Raw genomic sequence first — 25,389 nt, 5'->3', positions numbered from 1 at the left:
ATTTAATCCGCTTTCAGGCCGAGCACATCCTGCATATCGTAGCGGCCGGCGGCCTGCGCCTTCAGCCACGCCGCCGCCCGCACGGCACCGCGCGCGAATGACATTCTGGAGCTGGCCTTGTGCGTAATTTCAACGCGCTCGCCTTCGGCGCAAAACATCACCGTGTGATCGCCAACAATATCGCCGGCACGCACCGTGGCAAAGCCAATGGTCTCGCGCTCGCGAGCCCCGGTTTGCCCCTCCCGGCCATATACAGCGACCTTATCAAGGTCGCGACCCAGGGCATCGGCAACCACCTGCCCCATGCTCAGCGCGGTACCGGAGGGCGCATCAACTTTGTGGCGGTGATGAGCCTCGTAAACCTCGATATCAACATCGTCACCCAGCACGCGGGCCGCCATATCCAATAGCTTGAAACAGAGGTTCACCCCGGTACTGAAGTTGGAAGCCTGGCACACCGCTATCGGCGCAATAAGGCGCTCTAACTCGGCTTTTTGCCCGGCATCAAAGCCGGTTGTGCCAATCACCATGCCCTTGCCTGCCTTTGCACACACCTCGGCATTAGCCAGGGTAGCCAGTGGCGCGGTGAAGTCGATCAGCACATCAAAATCGTCAACAACTGCAGCAATATCGGCGCCCACCAGCACGCCGCACTTACCCAAGCCCGCCAGCTCACCGGCGTCGGCACCAATCAAGCTGCTTTCCGGGCGCTCCAATGCGGCACTCAGCTCGCAGCCCTCGGCCACGCTTATCGCCTCTATCAAGGTTTTGCCCATGCGCCCCGCAGCGCCCGTCACAGCAATTTTTACAGTCATGATTTACCCAGTTGATTACTTGATTCTTCTAACTCTGGCGACGCCTCTGCCAAAGCCATATCTTTTACACTTGTCTCGGCCAGTACCGACGACACCGCATCATCAATATTTTTGCGCACTGCCTCTACCCCGGTAACCGCTCTGCGCGGTCGCGCAGCGGAGACGAAACCCTCGCCCCCCTCATTGCGCACCGCCTCCAGCACTTCTTGCAGGCGCACTTTTTCCAGGGGCGCATTGGGCAGGTAGCGCGGCGGATCATCGCTGTTTTCAGTGATAAGGCCAGCCCGGGTCAATGCGCGAAGCACCCGCGTTACGCCCTGAATCTGCACCCGCAACCGCAGCACATAGTCCGAGGCCGACATCGGCCGACGCCCTTCATAATAGCGCTGCGCCAGCACCGCCATAATATTTAACGCCAAATCTTCCTGCTGGCGAATACTCATATCGCCGCTACGCTTGGAAGGGACGACATATTCAGGATGTTGCACATAAAAAGCAACACTGCTGCCCACCAGCAGGATCAGCCAACTGATGTACATCCACATCATAAACAGGATCAATATCGCAAAGCCGGAGTAGATCGCATAGGTACCGCTGTCGCTCGCCGACACCACCACGCTACCAAAGCCCCACCCCAGACTCTGGAACAACACCCCCGACACCAACCCCGCCATCGCGCCCGCGCGGAATGTCACTCGCGTGTTGGGAATAAACATATAAAAGAAGGTAAACGCGGCGATAATCATGATATACGGCGCCGCCGTGGTGAGCAGTGATACCACGTGGGTCACAAAGGGCAGGTATTCACTCGCCTCCTGCACCGCGCGGCCACTCAATACACTGGCAGACAGACCGATCGCCGAAAATACCAACAAAGGGCCAATCAGCATGACACTGCCATAGTCAGCAAAGCGTCGACCAATACTGCGGTGCTGCTCCAGGCGCCAGATATAGTTAAACGTTCCCTCAATCTTTTGAATCAGCGAGATCGCGGTGTAAAACAGCAGCGCGATACCGAAGGTTCCCAGCACGCCGATCTTCACATTGTCGATAAAACCAATGATCTTTTGAGTGATCTCCACACCCTGCTCACCCATCGGCGCCAGGAACTGCAGCATGATCGGCTCAAGCTGCTTGTTGTGCATGCCAAAGGCCTTCAACACAGAAAAGCTCACCGCCAGCATCGGCACCAGAGAAAGCAGCGTGGTATACACCAAACTCATCGCCCGCAGCGTGAGCTCGCCTTTGGCCAGGTCATCCAGCACCACATACACGTAGCGCAAGATATGCACGCACCGGCGCCGCCAAGGGCTGTAATTGGCAACCTCCGGCGACCAAAGCGACTCAGCAACAAAGCGATTAAGGGTTTTTTCCATAGTGTGTCGTCCAACCCGGATACCAGGGTCTCAGGATGGAGAAAAATGTGAGGCAAGTCGAGGGGAGGCAACCCTCCCCTCAACTATTTACAGCTTCATGTCGTCAAAGAAGTCTTTAACGCCGTCAAACCAGCTTTTCTTGCGCGGCGACTGCTTGTCATCGCCATCCAGCGTTGACTGAAACTCTTGCAGCAGCTCCTTTTGGCGCTTGCTCAGCGATACCGGCGTTTCAACAACCACCTTACAGATCAAGTCACCAGTGCTGCCACCACGAACCGGCGTAATCCCCTTGCCGCGCAGGCGGAAAGACTTACCCGTTTGCGTCTCGGCGGGAATCTTCAGTTTTACTCGGCCATCAAGGGTGGGCACGTCCAGCTCGCCACCGAGCGCCGCGTCGGCAAAACCAATGGGCACTTCGCAGTGAAGGTGCTTGCCATCGCGCTTGAAAATGGGGTGCGGGCGCACCGACATTTGCACATACAAATCGCCAGCGGGGCCGCCGTCGGGGCTAGCCTCGCCCTCGCCACTCAGGCGAATGCGGTCGCCAGTATCAACGCCGGGCGGCACTTTCACCGACAGCGTCTTGGTTTCCTCTACCCGACCCTGGCCATGGCAGTCATTACACGGGTCGGAAATAATCGTCCCGCTACCCCGGCAATTGGGGCAGGTTTGCTGCACAGCAAAGAAGCCCTGCTGCATGCGCACCTGACCCACGCCATTACAGGTTCCGCAGGTAAGCGGCGTCGAGCCTTTCTTGGCACCGCTACCGTCACAGGTTTTACACGACACCAGAGTCGGAATACGGATTTTCGCCGTTGTTCCGCGCACCGCTTGCTCAAGATCGATCTCAAGCGTGTAGCGCAGATCCGCGCCGCGCTGCGGGCCACGCTGACGCCCCCCGCCACCGCCGCCAAAGATATCGCCAAAAACATCGCCAAAGATGTCGCTGAAGCCAGCGCCACCTGCGCCGCCACCGAAACCTCCGGCACCGCCACCTACCGCGTCGTGACCAAAGCGGTCATACGCTGAGCGTTTCTCAGAATCCGACAGCACCTCGTAGGCCTCTGTCGCCTCTTTGAAAATATCTTCCGCCTTGGGGTCATCCGGGTTGCGGTCCGGGTGATTCTTCATGGCGATACGGCGATAGGCTTTTTTAATTTCCTTCTCGTCCGAATCTCGGGACACGCCCAGTATTTCGTAGTAATCGCGTTTTGACATCGTCTCGCTTCACGCTGTGTTGGGCGCAGACAAACCCCGCAAGCCCAGTAAAAATTCAATCTCTCATCACACGCGAAACGGGAGCGGGCCAAACGCCCTGCAAAACCCTAAGGTTTTAGCGCCTCCCTTCTCCCGTTCACGCCAGCAACGCGGGGCAGAGCCCCGCCCGCCGCTTACTTCTTGTCGTCGTCTTTGACTTCTTCAAACTCCGCATCGACAACGTCGTCGCCGGCCGCTGAGGCTTCAGGCTGCTCACCGCCTGCCGCTTCCGCTTCTGCCGCTTGCTCGGCGTACATCTTTTGCGCCAGGCCAGCAGAGGCTTCGCTAAGCTCTTTGGCAGCCGCTTCGATAGCCTCGACGTCGTCGCCTTTAACGGCCTCGTCAACCTTCACCAGCGCTGCTTCAATGGCTGACTTCTCTTCGTCACTCGCCTTATCGCCCGCTTCTTCCAGCGTTTTGCGAGTCGCGTTAGCCAGACCTTCGGCGTTGTTGCGCGCAGTGACCAGCGCCTCAAATTTCTTATCAGCTTCGGCATTCGCCTCGGCATCGCGCACCATTTGCTCGATCTCGTCCTCGTTCAGGCCGCTGGAAGCAGTGATGCGAATAGACTGCTCCTTGCCAGTTGCCTTGTCTTTGGCCGATACATGCAAAATACCGTTGGCATCGATGTCGAAGGTCACTTCGATCTGCGGCAGGCCGCGCGGTGCCGGCGGAATGTCTGCAAGGTCGAAACGGCCGAGTGACTTGTTCGCCGACGCCTGCTTACGCTCACCCTGAACCACGTGAATGGTTACAGCAGTCTGGTTGTCTTCCGCGGTCGAGAACACCTGCGACTTCTTCGTTGGGATAGTCGTGTTCTTCTCGATCAGCGGTGTTGCCACACCACCCATGGTTTCAATACCCAGGCTCAGCGGGGTGACGTCGAGCAGCAGTACATCTTTTACATCACCCGACAGTACCGCACCTTGCAGGGCAGCACCCATCGCAACGGCCTCATCCGGGTTCACGTCACGACGCGGCTCTTTGCCGAAGAATTCAGTCACTTTAGACTGCACCAGCGGCATACGCGTCTGACCACCAACCAGAATCACTTCGTCAACCTCAGAGGCAGACAAACCGGCATCTTGCAGCGCCGTTTTCATTGGCTCCAGCGAACGCTTCACCAAATCCTCAACCAGCGACTCCAACTTGGCACGGCTCAATTTAACAACCAAGTGCTTAGGACCGGTGGCATCTGCCGTGATGTAAGGCAGATTAACCTCGGTTTGCTGACTGGATGACAATTCGATCTTCGCTTTTTCAGCCGCTTCTTTCAGGCGCTGAACTGCCAGCGAGTCACCTTTCAGGTCAATACCGTTTTCTTTCTTGAACTCTTCCGCCAGGTAATCAATCAGGCGCAGGTCAAAATCCTCACCACCCAGGAAGGTGTCACCGTTGGTCGCCAGCACTTCGAATTGATGCTCGCCATCCACCTCGGCAATTTCGATGATCGAGATATCGAAGGTACCACCACCCAGGTCGTACACGGCTACGGTGCGATCGCCCTTGGCCTTGTCCATACCGTAGGCCAGTGCAGCCGCCGTCGGCTCGTTGATAATCCGCTTCACTTCCAGACCAGCGATACGGCCGGCATCTTTAGTCGCCTGACGCTGAGAGTCGTTGAAGTAAGCAGGAACCGTGATAACCGCCTCGGTGATTTTTTCACCCAGGTAGTCTTCAGCGGTTTTCTTCATTTTCTTCAGTACTTCCGCAGAGATCTGCGGGGGTGCCAGCTTTTCACCCTTTACTTCAACCCAGGCATCGCCGTTGTCGGCTTTGCTGATGGTGTAAGGCACCATCTTGATGTCTTTTTGAACAACATCGTCCTCAAAGCGGCGACCGATCAGGCGCTTAACCGCATACAGGGTGTTGTCCGGGTTCGTCACCGCCTGACGTTTGGCGCTCTGACCAACCAGAATTTCATTGTCGTCAGTGTAAGCAACAATAGAAGGCGTGGTGCGACCACCCTCGGCATTCTCAATAACCTTTACCTTGTCGCCATCCATTACCGCCACACAGGAGTTGGTGGTGCCAAGGTCGATACCAATAATTTTACCCATAACTTTTCTCCGCATTCGCTGTTTACTGCGCGAGGCACCCAGGCCCCGTTAAACTCTGTTCTTGCTGTAGATATTGGTCCGTTTTTCTCAATTTCAAGCCGGCCATCAACATCTCAGGTGTGAATATTTGGCAGTTACTCCGCCTTCGCGACCACAACCATCGCCGCACGCAGCAGGCGCCCGTTCAGGGTGTAGCCCTTTTGCATCACATCAATCACCGAGTTCGGCTCCGCACTCGGGTTAGGCACCATCGCCATCGCCTCGTGGAATTCCGGGTCAAATGGCTGACCGGTTGGATCGATCTGTTCAACATTGTGGCGCGCCAGCGCATCCAGCAATGATTTGCGCGTCAACTCCACACCTTCAAGAATCGGCTTCAGCGCCTCGTCTTCGGTATCGGCAGCCGCAAGCGCGCGATCCAGATTGTCCGCCACGCTCAACATATCCCCGGCGAACTTCTCCAGCGCAAACTTGCGCGCGTTCTCGGCGTCTTTCTCGGCGCGGCGACGCACGTTCTGCGCCTCTGCTACAGCGCGCAACGCCTGCTCTTTGGCATTGGCCGCCTCTTCACGCGCGGCGTCCAGCTGCGCCTGAAGATCATCTCCCGCATCGGCGCCCTGCTCTTCAGCAACCTGCTCAACCGATTCTGCCTGCTCCGCTGCCAGCTCTTCAGCCGCGGCTGTTTTATCTTGTTCCTCTGCCACCTTAGCAGCCTCCTTCATTTCGCCGGACGGCCCAGCCGCCCAATAACTTCCGCACCCCGAGGGTGAGCTTCCCCGTGTATGGGGGCTCTGCCTGTTTTTTCAAGGCCGCCGGTATTTTTAATTCCCGGAACGCAACCAGGGCTTGAGCGGGCACAGCCAACTACTGTATAAATAACCATACATCTTCATTTTGGAGCCGCCACCATGCTGGTTCATTTAAGCGTCAGCAATTTCGCCATCACCCAAGCCCTGGAAATCGAGCTACAGCCGGGAATGACGGTATTAACAGGCGAGACCGGCGCCGGCAAATCGATTATGCTCGACGCACTCGGCCTGACACTGGGCGACCGCGCAGACAGCGGCGTCGTGCGGGCGGGCGCCGAGCGCGCCGACATCCACGCCGAATTCGATATCAGCGATATTCCCCTGGCCCGCCAATGGCTGCAGGAGCGAGAACTGCTAGCGGGCAACGAATGCCGACTGCGACGAGTAATCACCAAAGAGGGTCGGTCGCGCGCCTATATCAACGGCCAGCCCGCCACCGTAAACGACACCAAAGAGCTCGGCGGCCTGCTTATTGATATTCACAGCCAGCACGCCCATCAGTCCCTGCTTAAAAAGCCCTATCAACGACAGCTGCTCGACGCCTTTGCCGGCGCCAGCGAACTGTGCAGTTCACTCGGGGAAGACTGCCTGCGCTATCAGCGCATTAGCAAGCGCCTCAACGAACTCGAAAGCCACCTCGATGAGCAAAACGCCCAGGAACAACTGCTGCGCTACCAACTCGACGAACTAGAGCGCCTCGATATTCAGCCCGGCGAAATTGAAGAACTGGAGATCCAACAAAAGCAGCTCGCCAATGCCGAGCAAATTCTGGCCGCCAACCACCACAGCCTGGCACTGTGCCGCGAAGGCGAAGTCAACGCGATGGGTATTTTGCATCAAGCGCTCTCGTCACTGAGCGGCTGCCAGCACGGCCACCCAGCGCAAGAAGCCGCCATCAGTCTGATTGAGAGCGCGCGCATTCAGATCGAAGAGGCCGCCAGCGAACTGCAGCGCGTCACCGACGAAACGGAACTGGACCCCCAGCGCCTGCAAGACGTTGAACAACGGCTTGACGCCATCTACCAAACCGCGCGCAAACACAAGATTCAACCCGAAGAACTTCCCGAGCTGCAACAATCGCTGCAACACCAGCTCGAGCAGCTCGACGCAACCGATGAAAAGCTCGATGCCATGCGCCAGGAGCAACAGCAGGCGCTCAGCAACTACCAGAGCAAAGCCAAGAAGCTGAGCAAGCTGCGCAGCGCCGCCGCGTTAAAAATGAAAAAACGCATTGAGGGCAAACTGGGCGAACTGGCAATGAAACACTGCGAAGTGGAGTTTGCCATTATTCCTCTTGCTGACGATGAGCCGCACAGCCACGGCGCCGAAGACATCGAAATTCGCATTCGCAGCAACCCCAACGCCGCGATGGGCCCGCTGCATAAAATTGCCTCGGGCGGCGAATTGTCGCGTATCAGCCTGGCCATACAAGTCGTCACCGCTCAGGTTGCCGCCGTCCCGACAATCGTCTTCGACGAGGTGGACGTGGGCATTGGCGGGGCGACCGCAGAAATTGTCGGCCAGCTACTCAACGACCTGGGCAAACGCAGCCAAGTGCTGTGCGTCACCCACCAGGCACAGGTGGCCAGCCAGGGCGACCACCATATTCGCGTTAAGAAAACCGGCAACAAGACGGCCTTGCGAACCGAGCTGGAGCCGCTGGCAGAAGATCAAAAAATCGAGGAAATTGCCCGAATGCTGGGCGGGATAGCGATAACCGAGAACACCTTGGCACACGCCAGAGAAATGCTCGGCATACGCCACTGAACGCGGGCGGCAGCGCCGCCCGCAAGATAAGCGTTACTTCTTGGGACGAACGTATAACACCAAGCTGTGATCGACGAGTTCAAAGCCGCGCTCTTCCACCAGTTTATGTTGGCGCTCCTCGATCACGTCATCGTAAAACTCAATTACCTCACCACTCTCCATACACACGATATGGTCGTGGTGCTCGCCCTTGGCCAATTCGAAAACGGAATGCCCGGCCTCAAAGTTGTGGCGCACCACCAAGCCGGCGGCCTCAAACTGAGTGAGAACACGGTAAACGGTCGCCAGGCCCACATCTTCACCAGACTCCATCAGCGAACGGTAGACATCTTCCGCACTGAAGTGCTGATTTTCAGCTTCGGCCTGCTCAAGCAGTTGTAGAATTTTTACCCGAGGTAGGGTGACTTTAAGCCCAGCTTTGCGGAGCTCTTGATTTTCGCTTGACATAAACCACTGACCTTAGCGTTGTGTTTAGGTTTGCGCTATTATCCCTGCCTCTGCGAGTGATTGGAACCCTGACTATGTTTTTGCGTATTGCTACCGCCAGCCTGGTAATTTTGCTTGGCGCCTGCAGCTCTCTGGAGTTTCCCGGCGTTTACCGCCTGCCCATCGATCAGGGCAACATCATCACCCAGGAAATGGTAGATCAGCTTGAAATCGGCATGAGCCGCAGCCAGGTTGAATACGTTATGGGCACGCCGCTGATTCGCGACAGCTTCAGCCCCGACCGCTGGGATTATGTGTACACGTTGAATAAAGAAGGCAAGCCCGCCGAGCGCCACCAGCTCAGCGCGTACTTCCAAGGCGACAAACTGGTGCGCATTGTTACCGACGTTAAACCCTCAGCCGAGGGGAAAATTAGCAGCAGCAGCGCCGAGGCCGACGCCCAAGCCGCCAGCGAATAAGCAGGTCAAGCCTGCTTGCGAGCCTTGGCTTTAGCCGCCCGCTGTTTGCGAACCTCTTTCGGGTCGGCGATCAGCGGCCGGTAGATCTCCACGCGCTCGCCGTCGTTGAGCGCCTGCGCATCAGGCTTGCTCACCACCTTGCCAAAAATCCCCACATCCGCACTGGACAAATCCAGCTCGGGAAACTGGCTGTCCAGCCCCGACTGCATTACCGCATCGCGAACTGTCGACCCAGCGGGCAACTCTAACGCCACAATGCGCTGCTTATCCGCGAGTGCATAGGCGACTTCAACATGTACTGTTTGATTGTTATCCATATTGCTCTTTCGCACGTTTAACCAGGGCATCGACCAAATTATTGGCCACAGAATTAAATAATTGACGCGTCGCCGCACCCGCCAGCGCATTGCTCAACGCAAATCGCAGATGCAGGCTCACCTTGCAGGCTTTGTCACCCAGCGCCAATAGCTCCCATTCGCCGCGCAGCTTTTCAAAGGGGCCGTCGAGCAGCTCCAGCACAATGCGGCGCGGCGGCGTAAGCTGATTTCGCGTGCTAAAGCTCATTTTGATCCCCGCTCGCGACAAATCCAGCCTCGCCTCCATCATCGACTCATCCGCCAGCAGCACCTCAGCGCCAACGCAGCCATCCATATACTGCGGATAAGCTTCAACATCGTTAATAAGCTGATATATCAATTCTGCTGAGTATGGCAATAGCGCGCTGCGGCGAATATCGTTCATGCGGAGGGCTTCCGGTACTGGGTTATAGCTGTAAGCGCTGATACAAGCCTATTGAAAGCAGGCAAAGCAGCGCTGGCGGCGCAATATACCGCAACATACGCAACCAAAGCCAAAAAAAGCCCTGCTCCAGCCAGTGATCCCGGCCACCGTACACATTCTTGGGTACCCGCCACGCCGCAAATAGCACAAAACACAGCGCGCACATCGGCAGCAGAATATTCGCGACCGCGATATCCAGCCACTCCATTGCCGTTCGCGAGAACCACTGCAGCGGTGACGCCACCTGCAGCGATGCCAGGGAAACCTCACCCACCGCGAACACCGACAAACCCACCGCAACCGCCGCCACCCAGCGCGGCAACGCCCAGCGCTCAACCAAATAGGCCACCACGGGCTCAAATAGCGCGACAACCGTCGTCAGCACCAAAATGCTCAACAACACATACAAGCCGGTACCGGCAATATCACCAAAGGCCAAGTTGCCAAAGCTGTAAGGCAGGCTAATAAACAGCAGCGCCGGCCCCTGGCCCGCCACAATATGCTGGTCACTGACCAGGGCGATTAAGATCAACCCGCCGAGCAGCATCGCCAAGGTGTCGATAACAGCCAAGGCCAACAACTGGCGGGTAATGGAGCGCCCGGACGGGAAATACGCCCCATAAGCCATGAGTGCCGCCGTGCCTAAACCGAGGGCATAAAATGCCTGCTGCAGCGCAGACAGCAGCGCCTGCCAGGAAAAGTCTCCCGGGCGGAAATCAAACAACGCGCGCCACGCTGCGCCGTAATCACCCAGCTCATAACTGAAGTACAGCAAGCTGAGCATGACCAGCAACAGCACCGGCAACAGAATGCGCAACACCATGGCCATGCCACGGTTTACGCTGATCGACGACAGCAATACCGCCAGCACCACAAAAAAGCCGTGCGCGCCGCGCGTTTCCTCAGGGCTGGTCAGCAGCCGCTGGAATTCGCCAGCAATGGTATCGAGGCTCGCCGCCTCCATTACCCCCGACGACATTTTCATTATGTAGGTCAGCAGCCAGCTGGCAACAACCCCCAGGTTTGCCGCCAGCAACAGCGCCGTTAGTGCCGCCAGCTGGGTAACCAGCGACCAGTGGCGAAACGCGCCGGAGAAATGGGCGATTTGGTCCACCGCGTGAATGGGGTTGGCGCGGGCGCGCACGGCGATACGCACTTCAGCGATAGCCACCGGCAACACCACCAGCAACAAGAAGACGAGGTAAGCCACTAGGTATACCGCGCCACCATTAGCGGCGAGCTGTTGGGGAGCCTTCCAAAAGTTACCCAAACTCACAACAAGGCCGGTCGCCGCCGCTAGAAATGTCCAGCGACTTGACCAGATACCCTGAACTTTATTCTTCTTGAGGGCCATAAACCGCCGGCGAAAGTCATCAAAGCAGCGCTATTTTTACCTGAGCGCCATAGGTTTTGCCAGCGAGTCACTCTATAATCGCCGCCATGAGCAAAAAGAAACCCAAGAACACCAGCAGCACGATCGCCCTGAATAAGAAGGCGAAGCACGACTACCACCTCACAGAAAAATTTGAGGCGGGCTTGTCGCTGCAAGGCTGGGAAGTGAAAAGTCTGCGCCAGGGCAAGGTGCAGATCACCGACACCTATGTGCTGCTAAAAGACGGTGAAGCGTTTCTGCTCGGCGGCAACATTACCCCACTGCTCAGTGCCTCCACCCATTTTGTGACCGACCCCGGTCGCACGCGCAAGCTATTGCTTCACAGCAGAGAACTGCGCAGACTGGAGGAAGCGACGCAGCAAAAGGGCTACACCTGCGTGTGTACCGCCCTGTACTGGAAAAAGCATTTGATAAAGGCGGAGATCGCCCTGGCCAAGGGTAAGAAAGACCACGACAAGCGCGAAACTGAAAAGAATCGCGACTGGGACCGCCAGAAACAGCGCATACTGCGCCAACACAATTCGTGAGTGACACACGCCCGAGCCGATGAAAACTCTCTACTTGTTAAGGCATGCCAAATCCAGCTGGGATGACGACCAGCTCAACGATGCCGAACGCCCGCTGACCCGCCGCGGGAAACGAGACTGCGGCTTGGTCGCCCACCAATTAGAGCGCAACCATAAAAAGTTTCCGCAGGTATTTTGCAGCTCCGCCAATCGCTGCCAGGAAACCCTTCAGCGCTTCCGCACCGAATCAGATGTTTTCGACCACGCCGAGATACATACCACCGAAGACCTCTACACCTTCGACATGCAGCAGCTGCTCACCTGGCTCAAAGAGCTGGGCAACCAGTACGACAACGCCCTGATTATCGGCCACAACCCAGCGCTGCTCGACTTAGTGAATTACCTCTACGACGGCGAACTGGACCAGCTCGGCACTTGCACCTTTGTCGAGCTGGAAATCAACGTTGAGTACTGGGACCAACTGCGTCCCGACAGCGCCAAGCTGCAAGACCTAATACGCCCCAAACAGCTGCGCTAAGCCGCTGCACCAGGAAGCCATTGCCGCATGAGCGAGCCAGAAGTTCTCAAGAATATTCGCATCGTTCACGATGTTCTCATCCTCAAGAAAAGCCACAAGCTTATTCGCCGTATGCAGCGCGCACTGGCCCAGCCAGAGATTCACGGCTACCAGGTGTGGGGCTCATCGTTTTTGATCATGGACTACCTGCTACAACACCCTCCCCGCCGCGGCAGTAAGGTGATGGAAATCGGCTGCGGCTGGGGAATACTGGGTATTTTCTGCGCGCAGCAGTTCAAGTCTAAAGTGACCGCGATAGACGCCGACGAGCACGTCTTCCCCTACCTGGACGCCCACGCCCTGCTCAATGATGTCAGCATCACCCAGCGCGTGGCCCGCTATGAAGAACTCACCGCCAACGATATGAAGGGCCAAAAAATGGTGCTGGGCGGCGATATTTGCTTTTGGCCAAAGCTGGTACAGCCGCTTTTCAATGCCATTGAAACGGCTCTCGCTGCCGGCGTGAAAACCATTATTATCGCCGACCCCGGCAGGCCGCCTTTCCACAAGCTCGCACGCAAATGCGAAAAGGCGTTTGGCGCCGAACTGATCGACTGGGAAGTGAGCCACCCCAAAAAGCAGAGTGGCGAATTGCTTATTATTAAAGCCTGAGGCTTAGCCGCGCTTCTTCTTGGTTTTTTTGCTCTTATTGCGCGCCTTATAGTCCAGCTTGGCCAGACGCGGTAACTTGCCCGATTCCAGATAGCTATGAATCTGCAACTGAGAGCGCACCTTCGGCGCACTCTTCTTGCGCGGGCGAAAGGCGTTAGTCTGGCTGGGATCAACCAGCCTCGCCTTTACATTATCCGCCCACTGAATATCGATAATGCTCTGAATGCGCTGCTGAAGCTCGGGGCTGTATATCGGGCAAGTGACCTCAACGCGGAAGTCGATATTGCGCGTCATTAAGTCAGCCGATGAAATAAAGTAACGAGGCTTGCCGCTATTGCGGAATATATACACCCGAGGGTGCTCCAAAAAGCCGTCGACAATACTGATGGCTTCTATATTTTCACTCAAGCCCTTCACGCCCGGCACCAAGGAGCACATACCCCGCACAATCAGGCGTATCGGCACACCGGCCTGGCTCGCCTCATACAGCTTGTCGACCAGCTCCCGATCAACCAGATTATTGCACTTAAGCGTTATGCCGCACTCGTCGCCGCGCTTGGCCGCATCGATCTCTGCCTGAACATTTTCAATCACTCTATCGCGGCTATTCAGCGGCGAAACTGCAAGGTGCTGGAAGTTGTGGCGCTTGTAGGTGTAGGCAATAAAGTCAAAGACCTTCGCCACCTCATCACCAATGGCTTGGTCGTAGGTAAGCAGGCTGAAGTCGGTATATACCTCGGCGGTCTTCTCGTTAAAGTTACCGGTTCCCACGTGGCTGTAATATTTCTGAACGCTGCCTTCCTGGCGGCTTATAGAGATCAACTTGCTGTGCACCTTCAAGCCCGGCACACCCAAAATAACGTTAACACCACCGTCGGTCAGGCGCTGCGACAGCGCGATATTCGCTTCCTCATCAAAGCGCGCCTGCAATTCAACCACCACCGTAACTTCCTTGTGGTTGGCCACCGCATTGAGCAGCGCATCCACAACGTGCGAGTTGGAGGCAACCCGGTACAAACTGATGCGAATAGACTTAACCGCCGGGTCGATGGCGGCGGTCTTCAGCAAATCGGTCAGGTAGTCAAAGCTGTGATACGGATAGAACAGCAGAAGGTCGCGCTCGCGCATGCAGCTGAGAATATTGTCCGCCGCATCAATCTCCGGTACGCGGATTTTCGGCAGCGACTTGCTATCGAGGTAGGCCGGCCCCAGGTTGGGAAAGCGCATAAAGTCTTTGGAGTTGTGGTACCGCCCGCCGGGAATCATGGAGTCCAAACGGCCCAGCCCCAGGCGGCGCACAAGGTACTCCAACATGTCATTGGGCATTTGCGCATCGTAAACAAAACGTACCGGATCGCCTTTGCGACGACGCTTCAAACTTTGTGTCATTTTCTCCACAAAGGTTTGCGTCACTTCCTCGCCAAGCTCCAGCTCTGCATCGCGCGTTAGCTTAATGGTATAGGCCTCTGCCGAGTCCAGCGGGAACACGCCACGAAAAACCTGCGGCAGGCACACGCGAATCATATTCTCCAGGGCAATTAGCACCTTACCTTTTTTACCGTTGCGCCCGGGAATGCGCACGAATCGTTCGATCCGCGTGGTGGGCACTTCAAGCAAGGCAAAGCGCGTCTGCCCCTGATAGCTCAGCTTAATCGCCAAATAGATCGACGCGTCATTCAACTCCGGCATTGGGTTGGCTTCGTCCAAAACGATCGGCACCAGCTCTTGCTGAATGTGGGCATGGAAATAATTGCGCACATACTCAATCTGGGAATCGTCGAGCTGCTTTTCGTTGATAACGTAAATCTTGCGGCGGCGCAGTTCTTTAAGATTGGCGTTATAAGTCGACTCAAAGCGATGTTGCAGCTTCAGCACCTTCTGGCGAATCTCTTCCAACAACTGCTTGTATTCTTCTTGCTTAGAGGGCGTGGAGAACGCGGCCAGACGACGCACATCGGCAACACGAACACGAAAGAACTCATCCAGGTTGTTGGAAAAAATACCGAGGTAGCGAATGCGCTGAATAATTGGCACCGACGGATCGGCCGCTTCCTGCAACACGCGATCATTAAACGACAGCCAGCTCAGCTCCTTGGCTATCCACGCTTTATCGGTGTTCGACTCCGCCATATCAGCAACCCTTACCCTTCAATAAAACACAACGTCGCGCGCGAGCTTAGTTGTTATACATGTCAGCAGTATTACAGTGTACGACGGTCGCAATTACCTTGCACAGGCCTTACACTCAGCCTTCGCATTGGGAATTAATACATGGCACAAAACTCCGATTCTTACGCTGCGCTGGACCTCGGCTCAAACAGCTTTCACCTTCTGATTGCCAGTTTTCAAGACGACAAACTTCGCATTATCGACCGCCACAAAGATATGGTGCGCCTTGCCGCGGGCCTAAACGACGACGGTGTACTGAGCGAAGACGCCCAACAGCGCGCCCTCGACAGCCTGGCCAAAGTCGCCAACCGCCTTCGCGGCGTGCCGCGCAGCCAAGTGAGAATAGTCGGCACCAATACCCTGCGCGCCGCCAGCAACGCCGGCGACTTTATGCAGCGCGCCGAAGCCATACTCGGCCTGCCCATCAACATTATCTCGGGTACAGAAGAGGCCCGGCTGGTGTACCTTGGCGTGGCCAATGACCTCGCGGTAGAAAAACAAAAACGCCTGGTTATCGATATTGGCGGCGGCTCCACCGAACTTGTTGCCGGCAAGCAAAACCCCAAGCTGCTGGAAAGCCTGCCGATGGGCTGCGTGAGCTACAGCATGCGCTTTTTCAACAACGGCGACATTAGCGAGAAGGCCTTTAAGCGCGCCGTCAACGCCGCCCGCCAGCTCATTTCCCCCTATGTAGAACAGTACAAAAACCAATGGCAGGAAGTGGTCGGCTCCTCCGGCACCATACGCGCCATCAGTAAAATTGCCGCCGAAATGGCGCTGTGCGACACCGGACAAATTACCCGCGACGCCATGCAAGCCATCAAACAACAACTGCTAAAAGCCAGCCACACCAGCGAACTGCAACTGCCCGGACTCAGCGACGACCGCCGCGACGTTATCCCCGGCGGCTTTGCCGTGCTCTATGCCCTATTCAAAGAAATGGACATACCCGAGCTGCATATCTCCAGCTACGCCGTGCGCGAAGGCATTATTTACGACCTGGCCGGCCGGCTGCACCACAAAGACCGCCGCGACGAAACCATTCGCCAACTCATCGAGCAGTACCACATCGACCCCCTCCAGGGTGACCGCGTCGCCCAACTGTGCAAACGCTGGCTACCCGCGCTGGAGCCACGCATGAACAGCGACTACCAGGAGGCGGAAAAACTGCTGGTCTGGGCCGCACAATTGCATGAACTCGGCTTGGCCATTGCCCACGGCGGCTACCACAAACACGGCGCCTACATACTGAAGAATGCCGACTTGTCGGGCTTTTCCAGACAAGAGCAAGCGCGGCTCAGCATGCTGGTACTCAACCACCGCCGCAAACCCAAAAGCCTGGGTATTGCCGAATACGGCGTCACGCCCGACTGGGTAATGATCAGCCTGCTGCGCCTGGCCTGCCTGTTTTACCGACGCCGCCAGGCCTTCGAACTCACCCACGACATCACCCTGCAGAGCCCCGAGCCCGACCTTATCGAGCTAAACGTGCCCCAAAGCTGGCTGGACGCCAACCCACTCACCGCCGCCGACCTCTGCGACGAAGCCGAGCTGCTTGCCAAAAGCGTGAACATCCAGCTAAAAATTCAGCCCCAAAACCCCAAGCAATGAACTTTGCTAGTGCCGCTGTAGTCGAAGTGGTACGATACGCTATTGCAGATTTCGGGGCCGATTTGGATTCGACGCCGGTTACAAAACTCTGTGGTGCATGCCGTGAGGACAGCGAATCACGTAAATCCAAAGCTGTTAACTTATAGTTGCCAACGACGACAACTACGCTCTAGCGGCCTAAACCCCGTTAGCGGTTGCTACCGGATGCTTGTAAACGGGACGCAACCGTCAGATAGAACAAGCTAGCTGTGACGTTTGTCTGAGACCGATCAGCGAAACCTTTAATCAGAATCGCCAACTACGTCCTGACCGTTGGGCTGTAAGCGGCTAAATCAATAAACGGAAGCTAAGCATGTAGAGCCCCGAGCGGCGGACTGGCGGACGGGGGTTCAAATCCCCCCGGCTCCACCAACTAAAAAGGCCAACCCATCTGGGTTGGCCTTTTTGTTTTACCGTCCGTTCAACTTAACCATTCATCAGCAAGTGAACCCAAATACTGGCGCCATAGCCCAGCGCGATGACTGGCGTCCATTTCAGGTGGCTGAAGAAGGTGTATTGGCCTCTTGCCTGGCCCATTAGGGCAACACCAGCGGCTGAGCCGATAGAGAGCAAGCTACCACCCACCCCGGCAGTCAGGGTAACCAGCAGCCACTGTGAGTGCGGCATATCGGGGCTCATGGTGAGTACGGCGAACATAACCGGGATGTTGTCGACGATGGCCGACATGATACCCACCATAATATTAGCGCCGGTATTGCCCAAGCCGCCGTATACCAGGTCGGACGCGACGCTGAGGTAGCCGATAAAACCCAAGCCGCCCACGGCCAGAATAACGCCGTAGAAGAAGAACAAGGTGTCCCATTCGGCGTGAGCGATTTTGGCAAACACGTCGAAGTTGTAGGGGTCGTCGGACGAGCCCGGCGGGTTCTCTGTTCCCTGATTCCAGTTTTTCGATTTTTGGCGAAGGTAATAGCCGTAAAACTTGAGGTAGGCCAGGCCGGTCATCATGCCGAATACCGGGGGGATGTGCAGGAAGTTGTGGAAACTGATAGCAGTAACGATAGTCAGCAGGAACAGACCAACAATCACCAAACCGCCATATTTCATTTGCACCTGGCTGCCGCCCGATGCCGGGGGCGTGCCGCTGGGCAGGGCAAATTGCATGATGACGGCAGGCAACAGGAAGTTCACTGCACTGGGGACAAACAGCACAAAGAATTCTTTAAATTCAATAACGTCTTTTTGCCACACCATCAGTGTGGTGATGTCGCCAAAGGGGCTGAACGCGCCGCCCGCATTGGCGCCCACCACAATGTTAATACAGGCAATGGCCACGAACTTGGGCTGGCCAACGCCTACCGCCAACACCACCGCACACATAATTAATGCCGTGGTGAGGTTGTCGGCAATGGGCGAAATAAAGAAGGCCAGAATACCCGTTAGCCAAAACAGCGCGCGGTAACTAAAGCCCCGCGCCACCAGCCAGTTGCGCAGCGCCTCAAATACGCCGCGCTCCAGCATGGCGTTTATGTAGGTCATTGCTACCAGCAGAAAGAAGAATAGCTCGGCGTATTCCAGGAAGTTGTGGCGAATTGCCACCTCCACTTCGTGGGGCCGCCCGTTGCCGTTGTAAACCACGGCAATGAGCATCCAAATAATACCTGCGGCGAGCAGCACGGGTTTGGATTTGCGCAGATGTATTTGCTCTTCCAGGATCACCAGCACATACGCGGCGACAAATACTGCAATGGCAACAAAGCCCACCCAGTGCTGGGTAAGATCCATTGCGGTGGTATGCGCCTCTGACGCCTGCGCCGCAATAGCCGTTAGCCAGGCAATAGCAAACACTATTCCTCGTTTCATTAAGGTTCTCCCATATGGTGTAAAAATTCTGCTTGGAACGGGCCGTCGACCGAAAATGCGCGATCGGGTATGTCGAGATGACGGGGCGTTCGCTCGCCGGTAACAAGGTGGACGTGACTCAGCGACACGGCGTGTGCGAGTCGAATAGGGGCACGAAAGGACACAACTCAGGTTGAACCGGCGACAATCGCCGGGACTATACGCCTACTGTGGCGGACGCACTATTCGACTTTTGTACAAGGCGAAGGACTGCTGCGACAAACTGCACTGTTACGGCTGAAAAACTTGGCGCGGAAGGTAGCAGCTTTAGCGGGCTACGCATTGATCTAGCGCAAGATCCGGCGCGAAATCCGACTCAATACAGTAACCACAATGCGCAGATGCGGATGCGCTGCTCAATGGAACTTTCTCAGCGCCCCGCTGACACAGCCCCAATAGCACCAACATATTGTTCGTTACTTGGGAGGCAGGTATCCACAAAAAATCGCCAGCGATAAGGAGAATAATCGTGATGTCACTGCGACCAGCAACGCGCTTGATCGCCCTTCTATTCATTCCACTCCTCTTTTCCGGGCATACCCTTCACGCAGCACCGCCGACGACCAGTGATAGCTCGTCGGTCCTCGCAGAGTTACTTGAGAACGAGGGCGCCCGCAACGCGTTGATTGAGCAGTTGCGCAACCCGTCCAAGGCAGTAAATACCAGCGACGCCCCCGACAAAGAGCAAGCATCGTCAGAGGATGATAAATCGCCCTCAAACAGCGAGGCTAGCGATAGTAAAGACTCACTCGCCCGCCAGCTTGCAACACTAACCGCTGCCGCTGGCGAGAATTTCAAACAGCAGCTGGCTACGCTGGCAACAAGCGTCGAGGCGCTGGCTGACAGCGACGACAAACACCGCGTCGATTTGGCCGCTATTGTTCGCGCCGCAAGCCACCTGGCCCTGCTGGCATTCGCAACATTTGCGCTGTTTTTTATTCTGTATCGCGCCGCCAAGTCGCTGTTTGCTGGCATTAATGATTGGGCGGTGAGCGGGTCCCGCAAATTCGCCATGCTGAGAACCGTGGCCGCGGTAAGCGCCGCCGGGCTGGTGGATTTAGCGACGGTGTTGCTGGCCTATGCGTCGGGTCACGTGATTGCCTCGCAGTTGTCTGCCGAGGCCGACGCCGATAGCACTCGCCTCGCGCTGTTTCTCAATGCGTTTTTGATCGTTGAGGGAATAAAACTGGTGCTGCGGGCGCTGTTTGCCAGTCGTTTTCCGGCTCTGCGGTTGTTACCGCTTAACCAACGGCAAGCAAAGTACTGCAATCGGTTTTTCGCCCACATCACAGGCTTTACCGGCTACGGCATTATGGTGCTGGTGCCGATTGTGAACGCCAATGCCTCGGAGGCGCTCGGCAGCGCGCTGAGCACCAGCATTGTGCTGCTCGCTGCGCTGTACTACACCGCCACCGTTTTACTAAACCGAAAACGCTTGCGAGACCAGCTATTCGGCAGGGCTGCCAACTACCAGGGCAGCCGCCGCATTGCCCTGCGTCTGCTGGCACGCAGCTGGCATTTACTGGCGCTGGCCTACGCACTGGTGGTGGTCTTTACCAGTTTGCTGCGGCCCGAAAGCGCCCTGCCCTTTGTGGCGCTCGCTACCTTGCAGGCTGCCACTTATGCCGGCCTGGGTGCATTGCTGCTCGTTGTTCTTCGCCAGTTGATCGGCAGGGAGCTGCGGCTTTCTGAGTCGATCAATGAGCAACTGCCCCACCTTCAAAAACGCCTGAATACCTACATCCCCACCGGTTTACGAATACTGCGAGGGCTGGTGACCGCCGCAATTGTTGTGTGGTCACTCGACGCCTGGTCGGTGTTTGACCTGGGCCAGTGGTATGCCACGGAAGTCGGCCGCAGCACGGTGTCGTCGCTGGTTGATATTCTGCTCATTCTCGCCCTGGCCGCAGGCTTGTGGATTGCACTGGCCAGCTTTATCGAACACCGCCTTTCCCCCACGGGCATGGCCAATGCCGCACGCGCTGCCCGCGCAGAGACGCTACTTGGCCTGTTCCACACCTCCCTTGCTGCGGTCATTATTGTGATGACAACCATGATCGTGCTGTCGGAAATTGGCGTGGACATCGGCCCACTGATCGCGGGCGCCGGGGTGCTCGGTCTTGCGGTTGGCTTTGGCGCGCAAAAACTTGTGCAGGACGTGATCAACGGCATATTTATACAACTGGAAAATGCCATGAACACCGGCGACTACGTGCACGCTGGCGGCCATGAAGGCACAGTTGAACGCGTGGGCATTCGCTCGGTTGCCTTGCGCGACCTGTTCGGCACCTACCATATTGTGCCCTTCTCGTCGGTGGATGCGGTGTCGAACTATACGCGCGACTTTGCTTACCACCTTGGCGAATACGGCATCGCCTATCGCGAGAATATCGACAAAGCCATTGAGCACTTGCAGGCGGCCTTTGAGGAGTTGGCAAGCGGTGAGCACAAGCAAGACATTCTCGAACCAATGCAAGTGGCGGGCGTGTCGGCACTGGCCGACAGCTCGGTAAACATTCGCGTGTTGATCAAAACCGCGCCCGGTATGCAGTGGGCCGTTGGCCGCGCCTACAATCGCTTGGTGAAGATGCACTTTGACGACGCCGGTATTGAAATCCCCTTCCCGCATACCACCTTGTATTTTGGCGAGGACAAGAACGGCGACGCACCAGCCGCGAATGTGCGCTTAGCCAGTAGCGATGGTGATGTTGTGGCCAGCCAGGATTCGGCGCGCTAGCCGCCGGCATTCATCACCAAGGCGACCAGCACAATTTGTGGCACCGTCAGCAACGGCAAAAATAACGCCGCCTTCCAGCTGGCGGTGCGCTCCTTCATCACCAAAATTTCGGTGTAGTCGGTGCTTGCGCCCGTCATTAAAAACGCAAAACTGTTTCCGGGGGCATTCGCTCTGGTTAACAGGTCTGCCGCAATCGGCGTGGAGCCTTCGGAACACACTTCGATAATCGTGGCCGCCACAATCGTTGCCCCCAGGCCCAATAAGCTCGGCCCGAAATAACTGGAAAAGATATCCGCCGGCACAAAGCTCTTTAGGGCAACGGCAAGCACAATGCCAAACAACACCCAGCGCATCACCATGCGTGACTCTTTTATGCCATCGACAAACATGCTGAATACAAAGCGTTTATCAAAACGCATGTCTCGCAAGCCAGCATTTGCCTGCGACCAAAAGTCGAAATTTTCTGGCAGCGCAAGCGTGTTGGGGTTAGCGGGCAATACGCCGCGCCGCACCAATGCATCAAACAAGCAGCCGCTAATCACGGCAATTAGCACCGATGCAAGAATGAACACCACCGTCCACTTCAGCCCGATCAGGGCGACCAATATCAAGGTGAGGGAAAAGGAATTCCAGGGGCTGGCGATAAGAAAGGCCATCACTTGCCCAAGGCTGGCGCCGCGCTCGTAGAGTTTGGCACCCACCATTAATATGCCGTGATTACACAGGTCGAGCAGCACGCCTGCCGCGGTGGCCCGAACAATGCCTGTGAAGCCGCCACCGGCGCCCAATACGCTTATTACAAACTCCCGCGGTATGCGCGTTAACAACGAGAGCATCACTACCCCCAGAGCCATGCCCCACCACATGGTATTCACCAGGTTTTCGGTGGCCTCCGCTGCGGTGTGCAGCCAAGTGGGCAGGGCGTCGCTGGCCACCAGCGCCAGCGCGTACAGTACGGCGACAATTGCCATAGAGCCCCACAGCAACACATCAAAGGACTGCTTGCTGTGGCAAGAGGGTGAATTATTGTGGTGGGAGGTATCACAAGTAGACATTCGGCGCTCCAATTCACTGCTCGCTCACAGTGAATCAAAACCCCGAAGGCTCTGCAATGCTAGTCGTTTTGTTCAACCCAGAGGCTGATCGCCAGCAGTAATACCGCGACCATCACATACGGCGCGGTGGCATGAAAAGCATAAATAAACGTGCCTAACATAGGCCCGACGACCACGCCGACGCCCTGCGCCGCGGTGACCGTACCGGCAGCAGCGCCCTGCTCCTCTGAAGAAACCGAGTTTGCCGCCAGCGCCGACACCGAGGGATATACCCAGCCCATCCCGGCAGCCGCCAAACCAAAACACGCCCACAAGCCCCACACGGATTCAACCCACACGCTGACCATAAAACCACAGGCCGACACCAGTGCCCCGATGCGAATTAGCCGCGCCGGCGGCTGGGATAATTTGCGCAAAATACTCTGCGAAATAATTAACGCCACGCCCACCACCGTTAGCGCAATACCAGCTACCTGAGCGGCCTCGGGCGCGGGAAGCCCGAGCTGATCCAGGGCAAAAAAGCCCACCGTGACCTGAGCAATAGAGACAGAAAATGCCGCAGAGAAGGCCACCACAATGGGGCGTCGCAGGCGACTATCCTGCAGCTTGGGGGCGCGCGTTACCGGAGCAGCCTGAGGCGGTTGCCGAGGAATACGCCACCACACCAACACCAGCGCCAAGACGGGAAGAACGGCGGTCACGTACATGGGAAAACCCAGCCCGTAGGGCGCCAATAGGCCGACGAAGCCCGGCCCGATCACCATGCCCGCGCCACTGGCTGCGCCGAGCAGGGCCATAGCTCCGGCGCGCTTATCCGGCTCGACATTGTCTGCAACCGTAGCGGCCGCTGTGGCCGGCACCGCGGCGTAGAACAGGCCCACCACCACCCGCCCGACAACCAGACCGAGAAAGGCCAGCATCGGCAATAATTGGTGGCGCAGTGACAGGTCGATAAACAAGCACAGGCCAAAATAACTCACCGTAAAGCCTGTTAGCCCGATCAACATAATCGGCCTGCGGCCATGGCGGTCACTCAGGCCGCCCCACCAGCGCGCGCACAGGATCCAAGTGAATCCCCCCATCGTCATGGCGGCGCCAATATGCCAGGGCTCAAGCGACAAAATACGCGCCACGGGGCCCACCAGGGCAACAAAAGCCATGATCGCCAAGGTGCAGCTAAAGTTTTGAAACATCAACGGCGCAAGGCTGAAGGCCCTGACAGGTGACACAGCGGACGCGGGGTTTTCCATAACGGAGCCCTTGGTAAATTAGAAACGGTAAGAACAGGCGGGGAGATGGTATCGGATTATCAACGAAAGGGCAGGACGCCTTTCTCACTCCGAGAGGGAAAATGAGATAAAGACCGCGCCAGCAGCCTTTATCTCCTGGAGGGATCGCTAGCTCTCATCCTGCCAGCGGAAGTCTTTGTAGTCCTCGCGAATGTCCTTCTTACTCAGCTTGCCGGTTGCCGTGTGCGGCAGAGAGTCAACGAATACGCAGTCTCCCGGAATCCACCACTTGGCGACTTTGTCTTCGAACCAAGCGAGCATTTCTGCCTTCTCCATTTGCTCGCCGTCTTTCAATATCACTAACAGCAGTGGACGCTCTGTCCATTTCGGGTGAGGAATACCCACCACGGCGGCCTCGGCAACTTTGGGGTGGTTAACGGCGCAATTCTCCAGCTCTATTGAGCTGATCCATTCACCACCGGACTTGATAACGTCCTTCAGGCGATCGGTGATTTGCATGTAGCCGTATTCGTCGAAGCAGGCGACATCGCCGGTTTCAAACCAGCCATCGTCGTCGAGGGTTTTACCGTCGTAGCCGTAATAGTCGTTGACGATCCACGGGCCCCGCACCTTGACGGCACCTGAACTCTCGCCATCCCACGGCAGCTCATTGTTGTCTGCGTCCACAACTTTGATATCCACACCAAAAGAGGGCCGTCCCTGTTTTAGGCGAAGCTTCTTACGCTGTTCATCACTGATACCGTCAAGCAGCGGAGGAATACCACCGTTGAAGGTTCCCAGCGGGTTCATTTCCGTCATGCCCCAGGCTTGCTGAACATCCACCCCGTACTGGTTTTGGAATTGCTCCATAATCATTTCAGGGCAAGCGGCACCGCCAACGGTGACGCGATTCAGGCTATCGACCGATTTATTGGCTTTGGCCAGATAATCCAGCAGGGCCAGCCACACGGTGGGCACACCCGCCGAGCACGTAACTTGCTCTTCATTGATCAATGCACACAGTGTTTCACCGTCGCCCATTTTAGGGCCCGGCATCACCAGCTTCGCACCAACCATCGGGCAGCTGTATACCAAGCCCCAGCCATTTACATGGAACATCGGCACAATGGGCATCACGATATCGCGCACCGACAAACTGAATACATCCGGTGCAATGCTGGCCAGGCTATGCAAAACCGTAGAGCGGTGAGTGTACATCACACCCTTTGGATTACCCGTGGTACCGGAGGTATAACACAAGGCTGATGGCGTGGTTTCTTCCAGCTCCGGCCAGTCGAACTCGTCCTTCTCAGCAGCGATTAATTGTTCATAACAATGCACATTGTTCAGGCTGGTGTCGGGCATATGTCCTTCATCGCTCAGCACGATATATCCCTTTACTGCAGGCAGTTTGTCTTGCAAGGGTTCCAGAACTTTCACCAACGTGGCGTCAACAAACACCCACTTATCCTTGGCGTGGTTAACGATGTAATCGATTTGCTCAGGGAAAAGTCGCGGATTGATGGTGTGGCAGATCATGCCACTGCAAGATAGCGCGTAGTATATTTCCAGGTGGCGGTAGTCGTTCCATGCCAGCGTGGCGAGGGTATCGCCGGGCTGCGCTCCTAACGTTTGCAGGGCATTGGCAAGCTGGCGAACACGCTTGAATGCATCTTTGTAAGTATAGCGGTGACGTGGATTATCGGCGGTGACCGAAACAATCTCGGTCGCGCCATTCACACGCTCGGCGTGCTTCATAATTGACGTAATGGTGAGTTCGCTCATCATCATTGGGGTCATTATTATTACTCTCCCTCATTTGAATTAGG

General features: G+C 56.5%; 21 protein-coding genes and 1 other RNA gene. 8 read left to right on the top strand and 14 right to left on the bottom strand.

Translation table 11 applies throughout. The features are described from left to right. Positions 1 to 2: 2 nt before the first annotated feature. The 5 genes from dapB to grpE form a co-directional block, all read right to left on the bottom strand. A complete protein-coding gene (dapB, locus tag AC2Q8J_RS12370; RefSeq protein ID WP_286836831.1) occupies positions 3 to 815 on the bottom strand; it encodes a 4-hydroxy-tetrahydrodipicolinate reductase in 813 nt (270 codons plus the stop codon). Continuing rightward, positions 812 to 2,191 (bottom strand): YhjD/YihY/BrkB family envelope integrity protein, encoded by a 1,380-nt coding sequence (locus AC2Q8J_RS12365; RefSeq protein WP_204996141.1) that lies wholly within the window; start codon positions 2,189 to 2,191, stop codon positions 812 to 814. The genes dapB and AC2Q8J_RS12365 overlap by 4 nt, the downstream gene beginning before the upstream one ends. 87 nt (positions 2,192 to 2,278) lie before the next feature. Continuing rightward, the gene (gene dnaJ, locus AC2Q8J_RS12360) at positions 2,279 to 3,409 is read right to left on the bottom strand and encodes a molecular chaperone DnaJ (RefSeq protein WP_027874165.1); all 1,131 of its coding nucleotides are present in this window, start codon (positions 3,407 to 3,409) and stop codon (positions 2,279 to 2,281) included. A gap of 173 nt (positions 3,410 to 3,582) precedes the next feature. Next, positions 3,583 to 5,508, bottom strand: a complete 1,926-nt coding sequence (gene dnaK, locus AC2Q8J_RS12355) for a molecular chaperone DnaK (RefSeq protein ID WP_204996140.1) — start codon at positions 5,506 to 5,508, stop codon at positions 3,583 to 3,585. A 134-nt stretch (positions 5,509 to 5,642) separates the two neighbouring features. Next, positions 5,643 to 6,212, bottom strand: coding sequence for a nucleotide exchange factor GrpE (gene grpE / locus AC2Q8J_RS12350; RefSeq protein WP_286836828.1), 570 nt, complete (start codon positions 6,210 to 6,212; stop codon positions 5,643 to 5,645). Positions 6,213 to 6,416: 204 nt separating this feature from the next. On the opposite strand from grpE, the gene recN reads away from it, so the two are divergent. Beyond that, positions 6,417 to 8,084 carry a DNA repair protein RecN gene (gene recN, locus AC2Q8J_RS12345; RefSeq protein WP_204996138.1) on the top strand — a complete coding sequence of 556 codons (1,668 nt, stop codon included), beginning with the start codon at positions 6,417 to 6,419 and terminating at the stop codon, positions 8,082 to 8,084. A gap of 33 nt (positions 8,085 to 8,117) precedes the next feature. Here the strand turns inward: recN and fur are convergent, their stop codons facing one another. Continuing rightward, the gene (gene fur, locus AC2Q8J_RS12340; protein WP_027874169.1) at positions 8,118 to 8,531 is read right to left on the bottom strand and encodes a ferric iron uptake transcriptional regulator; all 414 of its coding nucleotides are present in this window, start codon (positions 8,529 to 8,531) and stop codon (positions 8,118 to 8,120) included. A gap of 74 nt (positions 8,532 to 8,605) precedes the next feature. On the opposite strand from fur, the gene AC2Q8J_RS12335 reads away from it, so the two are divergent. Then, the gene (locus tag AC2Q8J_RS12335; RefSeq protein WP_239547741.1) at positions 8,606 to 8,989 is read left to right on the top strand and encodes an outer membrane protein assembly factor BamE; all 384 of its coding nucleotides are present in this window, start codon (positions 8,606 to 8,608) and stop codon (positions 8,987 to 8,989) included. A gap of 5 nt (positions 8,990 to 8,994) precedes the next feature. On the opposite strand, the gene AC2Q8J_RS12330 is transcribed toward AC2Q8J_RS12335, so the two are convergent. The 3 genes from AC2Q8J_RS12330 to AC2Q8J_RS12320 are packed head-to-tail and all read right to left on the bottom strand — an operon-like array spanning position 8,995 to position 11,123. Further along, a complete protein-coding gene (locus tag AC2Q8J_RS12330; RefSeq protein ID WP_204996137.1) occupies positions 8,995 to 9,306 on the bottom strand; it encodes an RnfH family protein in 312 nt (103 codons plus the stop codon). Beyond that, positions 9,299 to 9,730 (bottom strand): type II toxin-antitoxin system RatA family toxin, encoded by a 432-nt coding sequence (locus AC2Q8J_RS12325; RefSeq protein WP_027874171.1) that lies wholly within the window; start codon positions 9,728 to 9,730, stop codon positions 9,299 to 9,301. Before AC2Q8J_RS12325 ends, AC2Q8J_RS12330 begins: the two co-directional genes overlap by 8 nt. Positions 9,731 to 9,752: 22 nt before the next feature. Then, positions 9,753 to 11,123 carry an SLC5/6 family protein gene (locus tag AC2Q8J_RS12320; protein ID WP_204996136.1) on the bottom strand — a complete coding sequence of 457 codons (1,371 nt, stop codon included), beginning with the start codon at positions 11,121 to 11,123 and terminating at the stop codon, positions 9,753 to 9,755. Between the two features lie 86 nt (positions 11,124 to 11,209). Between AC2Q8J_RS12320 and smpB the strand changes: the two genes are divergently transcribed. From smpB to AC2Q8J_RS12305, 3 genes are read left to right on the top strand one after another with little or no spacing between them, the layout of a single operon-like run. Then, positions 11,210 to 11,689, top strand: a complete 480-nt coding sequence (gene smpB, locus AC2Q8J_RS12315; RefSeq protein ID WP_204996135.1) for an SsrA-binding protein SmpB — start codon at positions 11,210 to 11,212, stop codon at positions 11,687 to 11,689. Between the two features lie 19 nt (positions 11,690 to 11,708). Then, a complete protein-coding gene (locus AC2Q8J_RS12310) occupies positions 11,709 to 12,206 on the top strand; it encodes a SixA phosphatase family protein (RefSeq protein WP_027874174.1) in 498 nt (165 codons plus the stop codon). Positions 12,207 to 12,233: 27 nt separating this feature from the next. Continuing rightward, positions 12,234 to 12,857 (top strand): class I SAM-dependent methyltransferase, encoded by a 624-nt coding sequence (locus tag AC2Q8J_RS12305; RefSeq protein WP_036256392.1) that lies wholly within the window; start codon positions 12,234 to 12,236, stop codon positions 12,855 to 12,857. A 3-nt stretch (positions 12,858 to 12,860) separates the two neighbouring features. Here the strand turns inward: AC2Q8J_RS12305 and ppk1 are convergent, their stop codons facing one another. Beyond that, positions 12,861 to 14,987, bottom strand: a complete 2,127-nt coding sequence (ppk1, locus tag AC2Q8J_RS12300; RefSeq protein ID WP_486451422.1) for a polyphosphate kinase 1 — start codon at positions 14,985 to 14,987, stop codon at positions 12,861 to 12,863. Between the two features lie 141 nt (positions 14,988 to 15,128). Here ppk1 and ppx point away from each other — a divergent pair, with 141 nt between their 5' ends. Next, a complete protein-coding gene (ppx, locus tag AC2Q8J_RS12295) occupies positions 15,129 to 16,637 on the top strand; it encodes an exopolyphosphatase (protein ID WP_486451421.1) in 1,509 nt (502 codons plus the stop codon). A gap of 53 nt (positions 16,638 to 16,690) precedes the next feature. Further along, positions 16,691 to 17,048: a transfer-messenger RNA gene (gene ssrA / locus AC2Q8J_RS12290) on the top strand. A gap of 54 nt (positions 17,049 to 17,102) precedes the next feature. Here ssrA and nhaD read toward each other — a convergent pair. Then, on the bottom strand, positions 17,103 to 18,500 hold the full coding sequence (nhaD, locus tag AC2Q8J_RS12285) for a sodium:proton antiporter NhaD (RefSeq protein WP_486451420.1): 1,398 nt from the start codon (positions 18,498 to 18,500) through the stop codon (positions 17,103 to 17,105). Positions 18,501 to 19,011: 511 nt separating this feature from the next. Between nhaD and AC2Q8J_RS12280 the strand changes: the two genes are divergently transcribed. Next, entirely contained in the window at positions 19,012 to 21,276 is a 2,265-nt protein-coding gene (locus AC2Q8J_RS12280) for a mechanosensitive ion channel domain-containing protein (RefSeq protein ID WP_486452619.1), read from the top strand. Here the strand turns inward: AC2Q8J_RS12280 and AC2Q8J_RS12275 are convergent. From AC2Q8J_RS12275 to AC2Q8J_RS12265, 3 genes are all read right to left on the bottom strand, one after another. Further along, on the bottom strand, positions 21,273 to 22,331 hold the full coding sequence (locus AC2Q8J_RS12275; RefSeq protein WP_486451419.1) for a permease: 1,059 nt from the start codon (positions 22,329 to 22,331) through the stop codon (positions 21,273 to 21,275). The genes AC2Q8J_RS12280 and AC2Q8J_RS12275 overlap by 4 nt on opposite strands. Positions 22,332 to 22,390: 59 nt before the next feature. Continuing rightward, positions 22,391 to 23,581, bottom strand: coding sequence for an MFS transporter (locus tag AC2Q8J_RS12270; RefSeq protein ID WP_288362974.1), 1,191 nt, complete (start codon positions 23,579 to 23,581; stop codon positions 22,391 to 22,393). Positions 23,582 to 23,728: 147 nt separating this feature from the next. Further along, positions 23,729 to 25,360: a long-chain fatty acid--CoA ligase gene (locus AC2Q8J_RS12265; RefSeq protein WP_486451418.1), complete on the bottom strand. Its 1,632-nt coding sequence runs from the start codon at positions 25,358 to 25,360 to the stop codon at positions 23,729 to 23,731. Between the last annotated feature and the right edge of the window lie 29 nt (positions 25,361 to 25,389).

It is taken from the genome of Spongiibacter sp. C9W, from assembly GCF_057370015.1.
The sequence above is the reverse complement of the archived record's forward strand: the minus strand, read 5'-3'. Positions and strand labels throughout refer to the sequence as shown.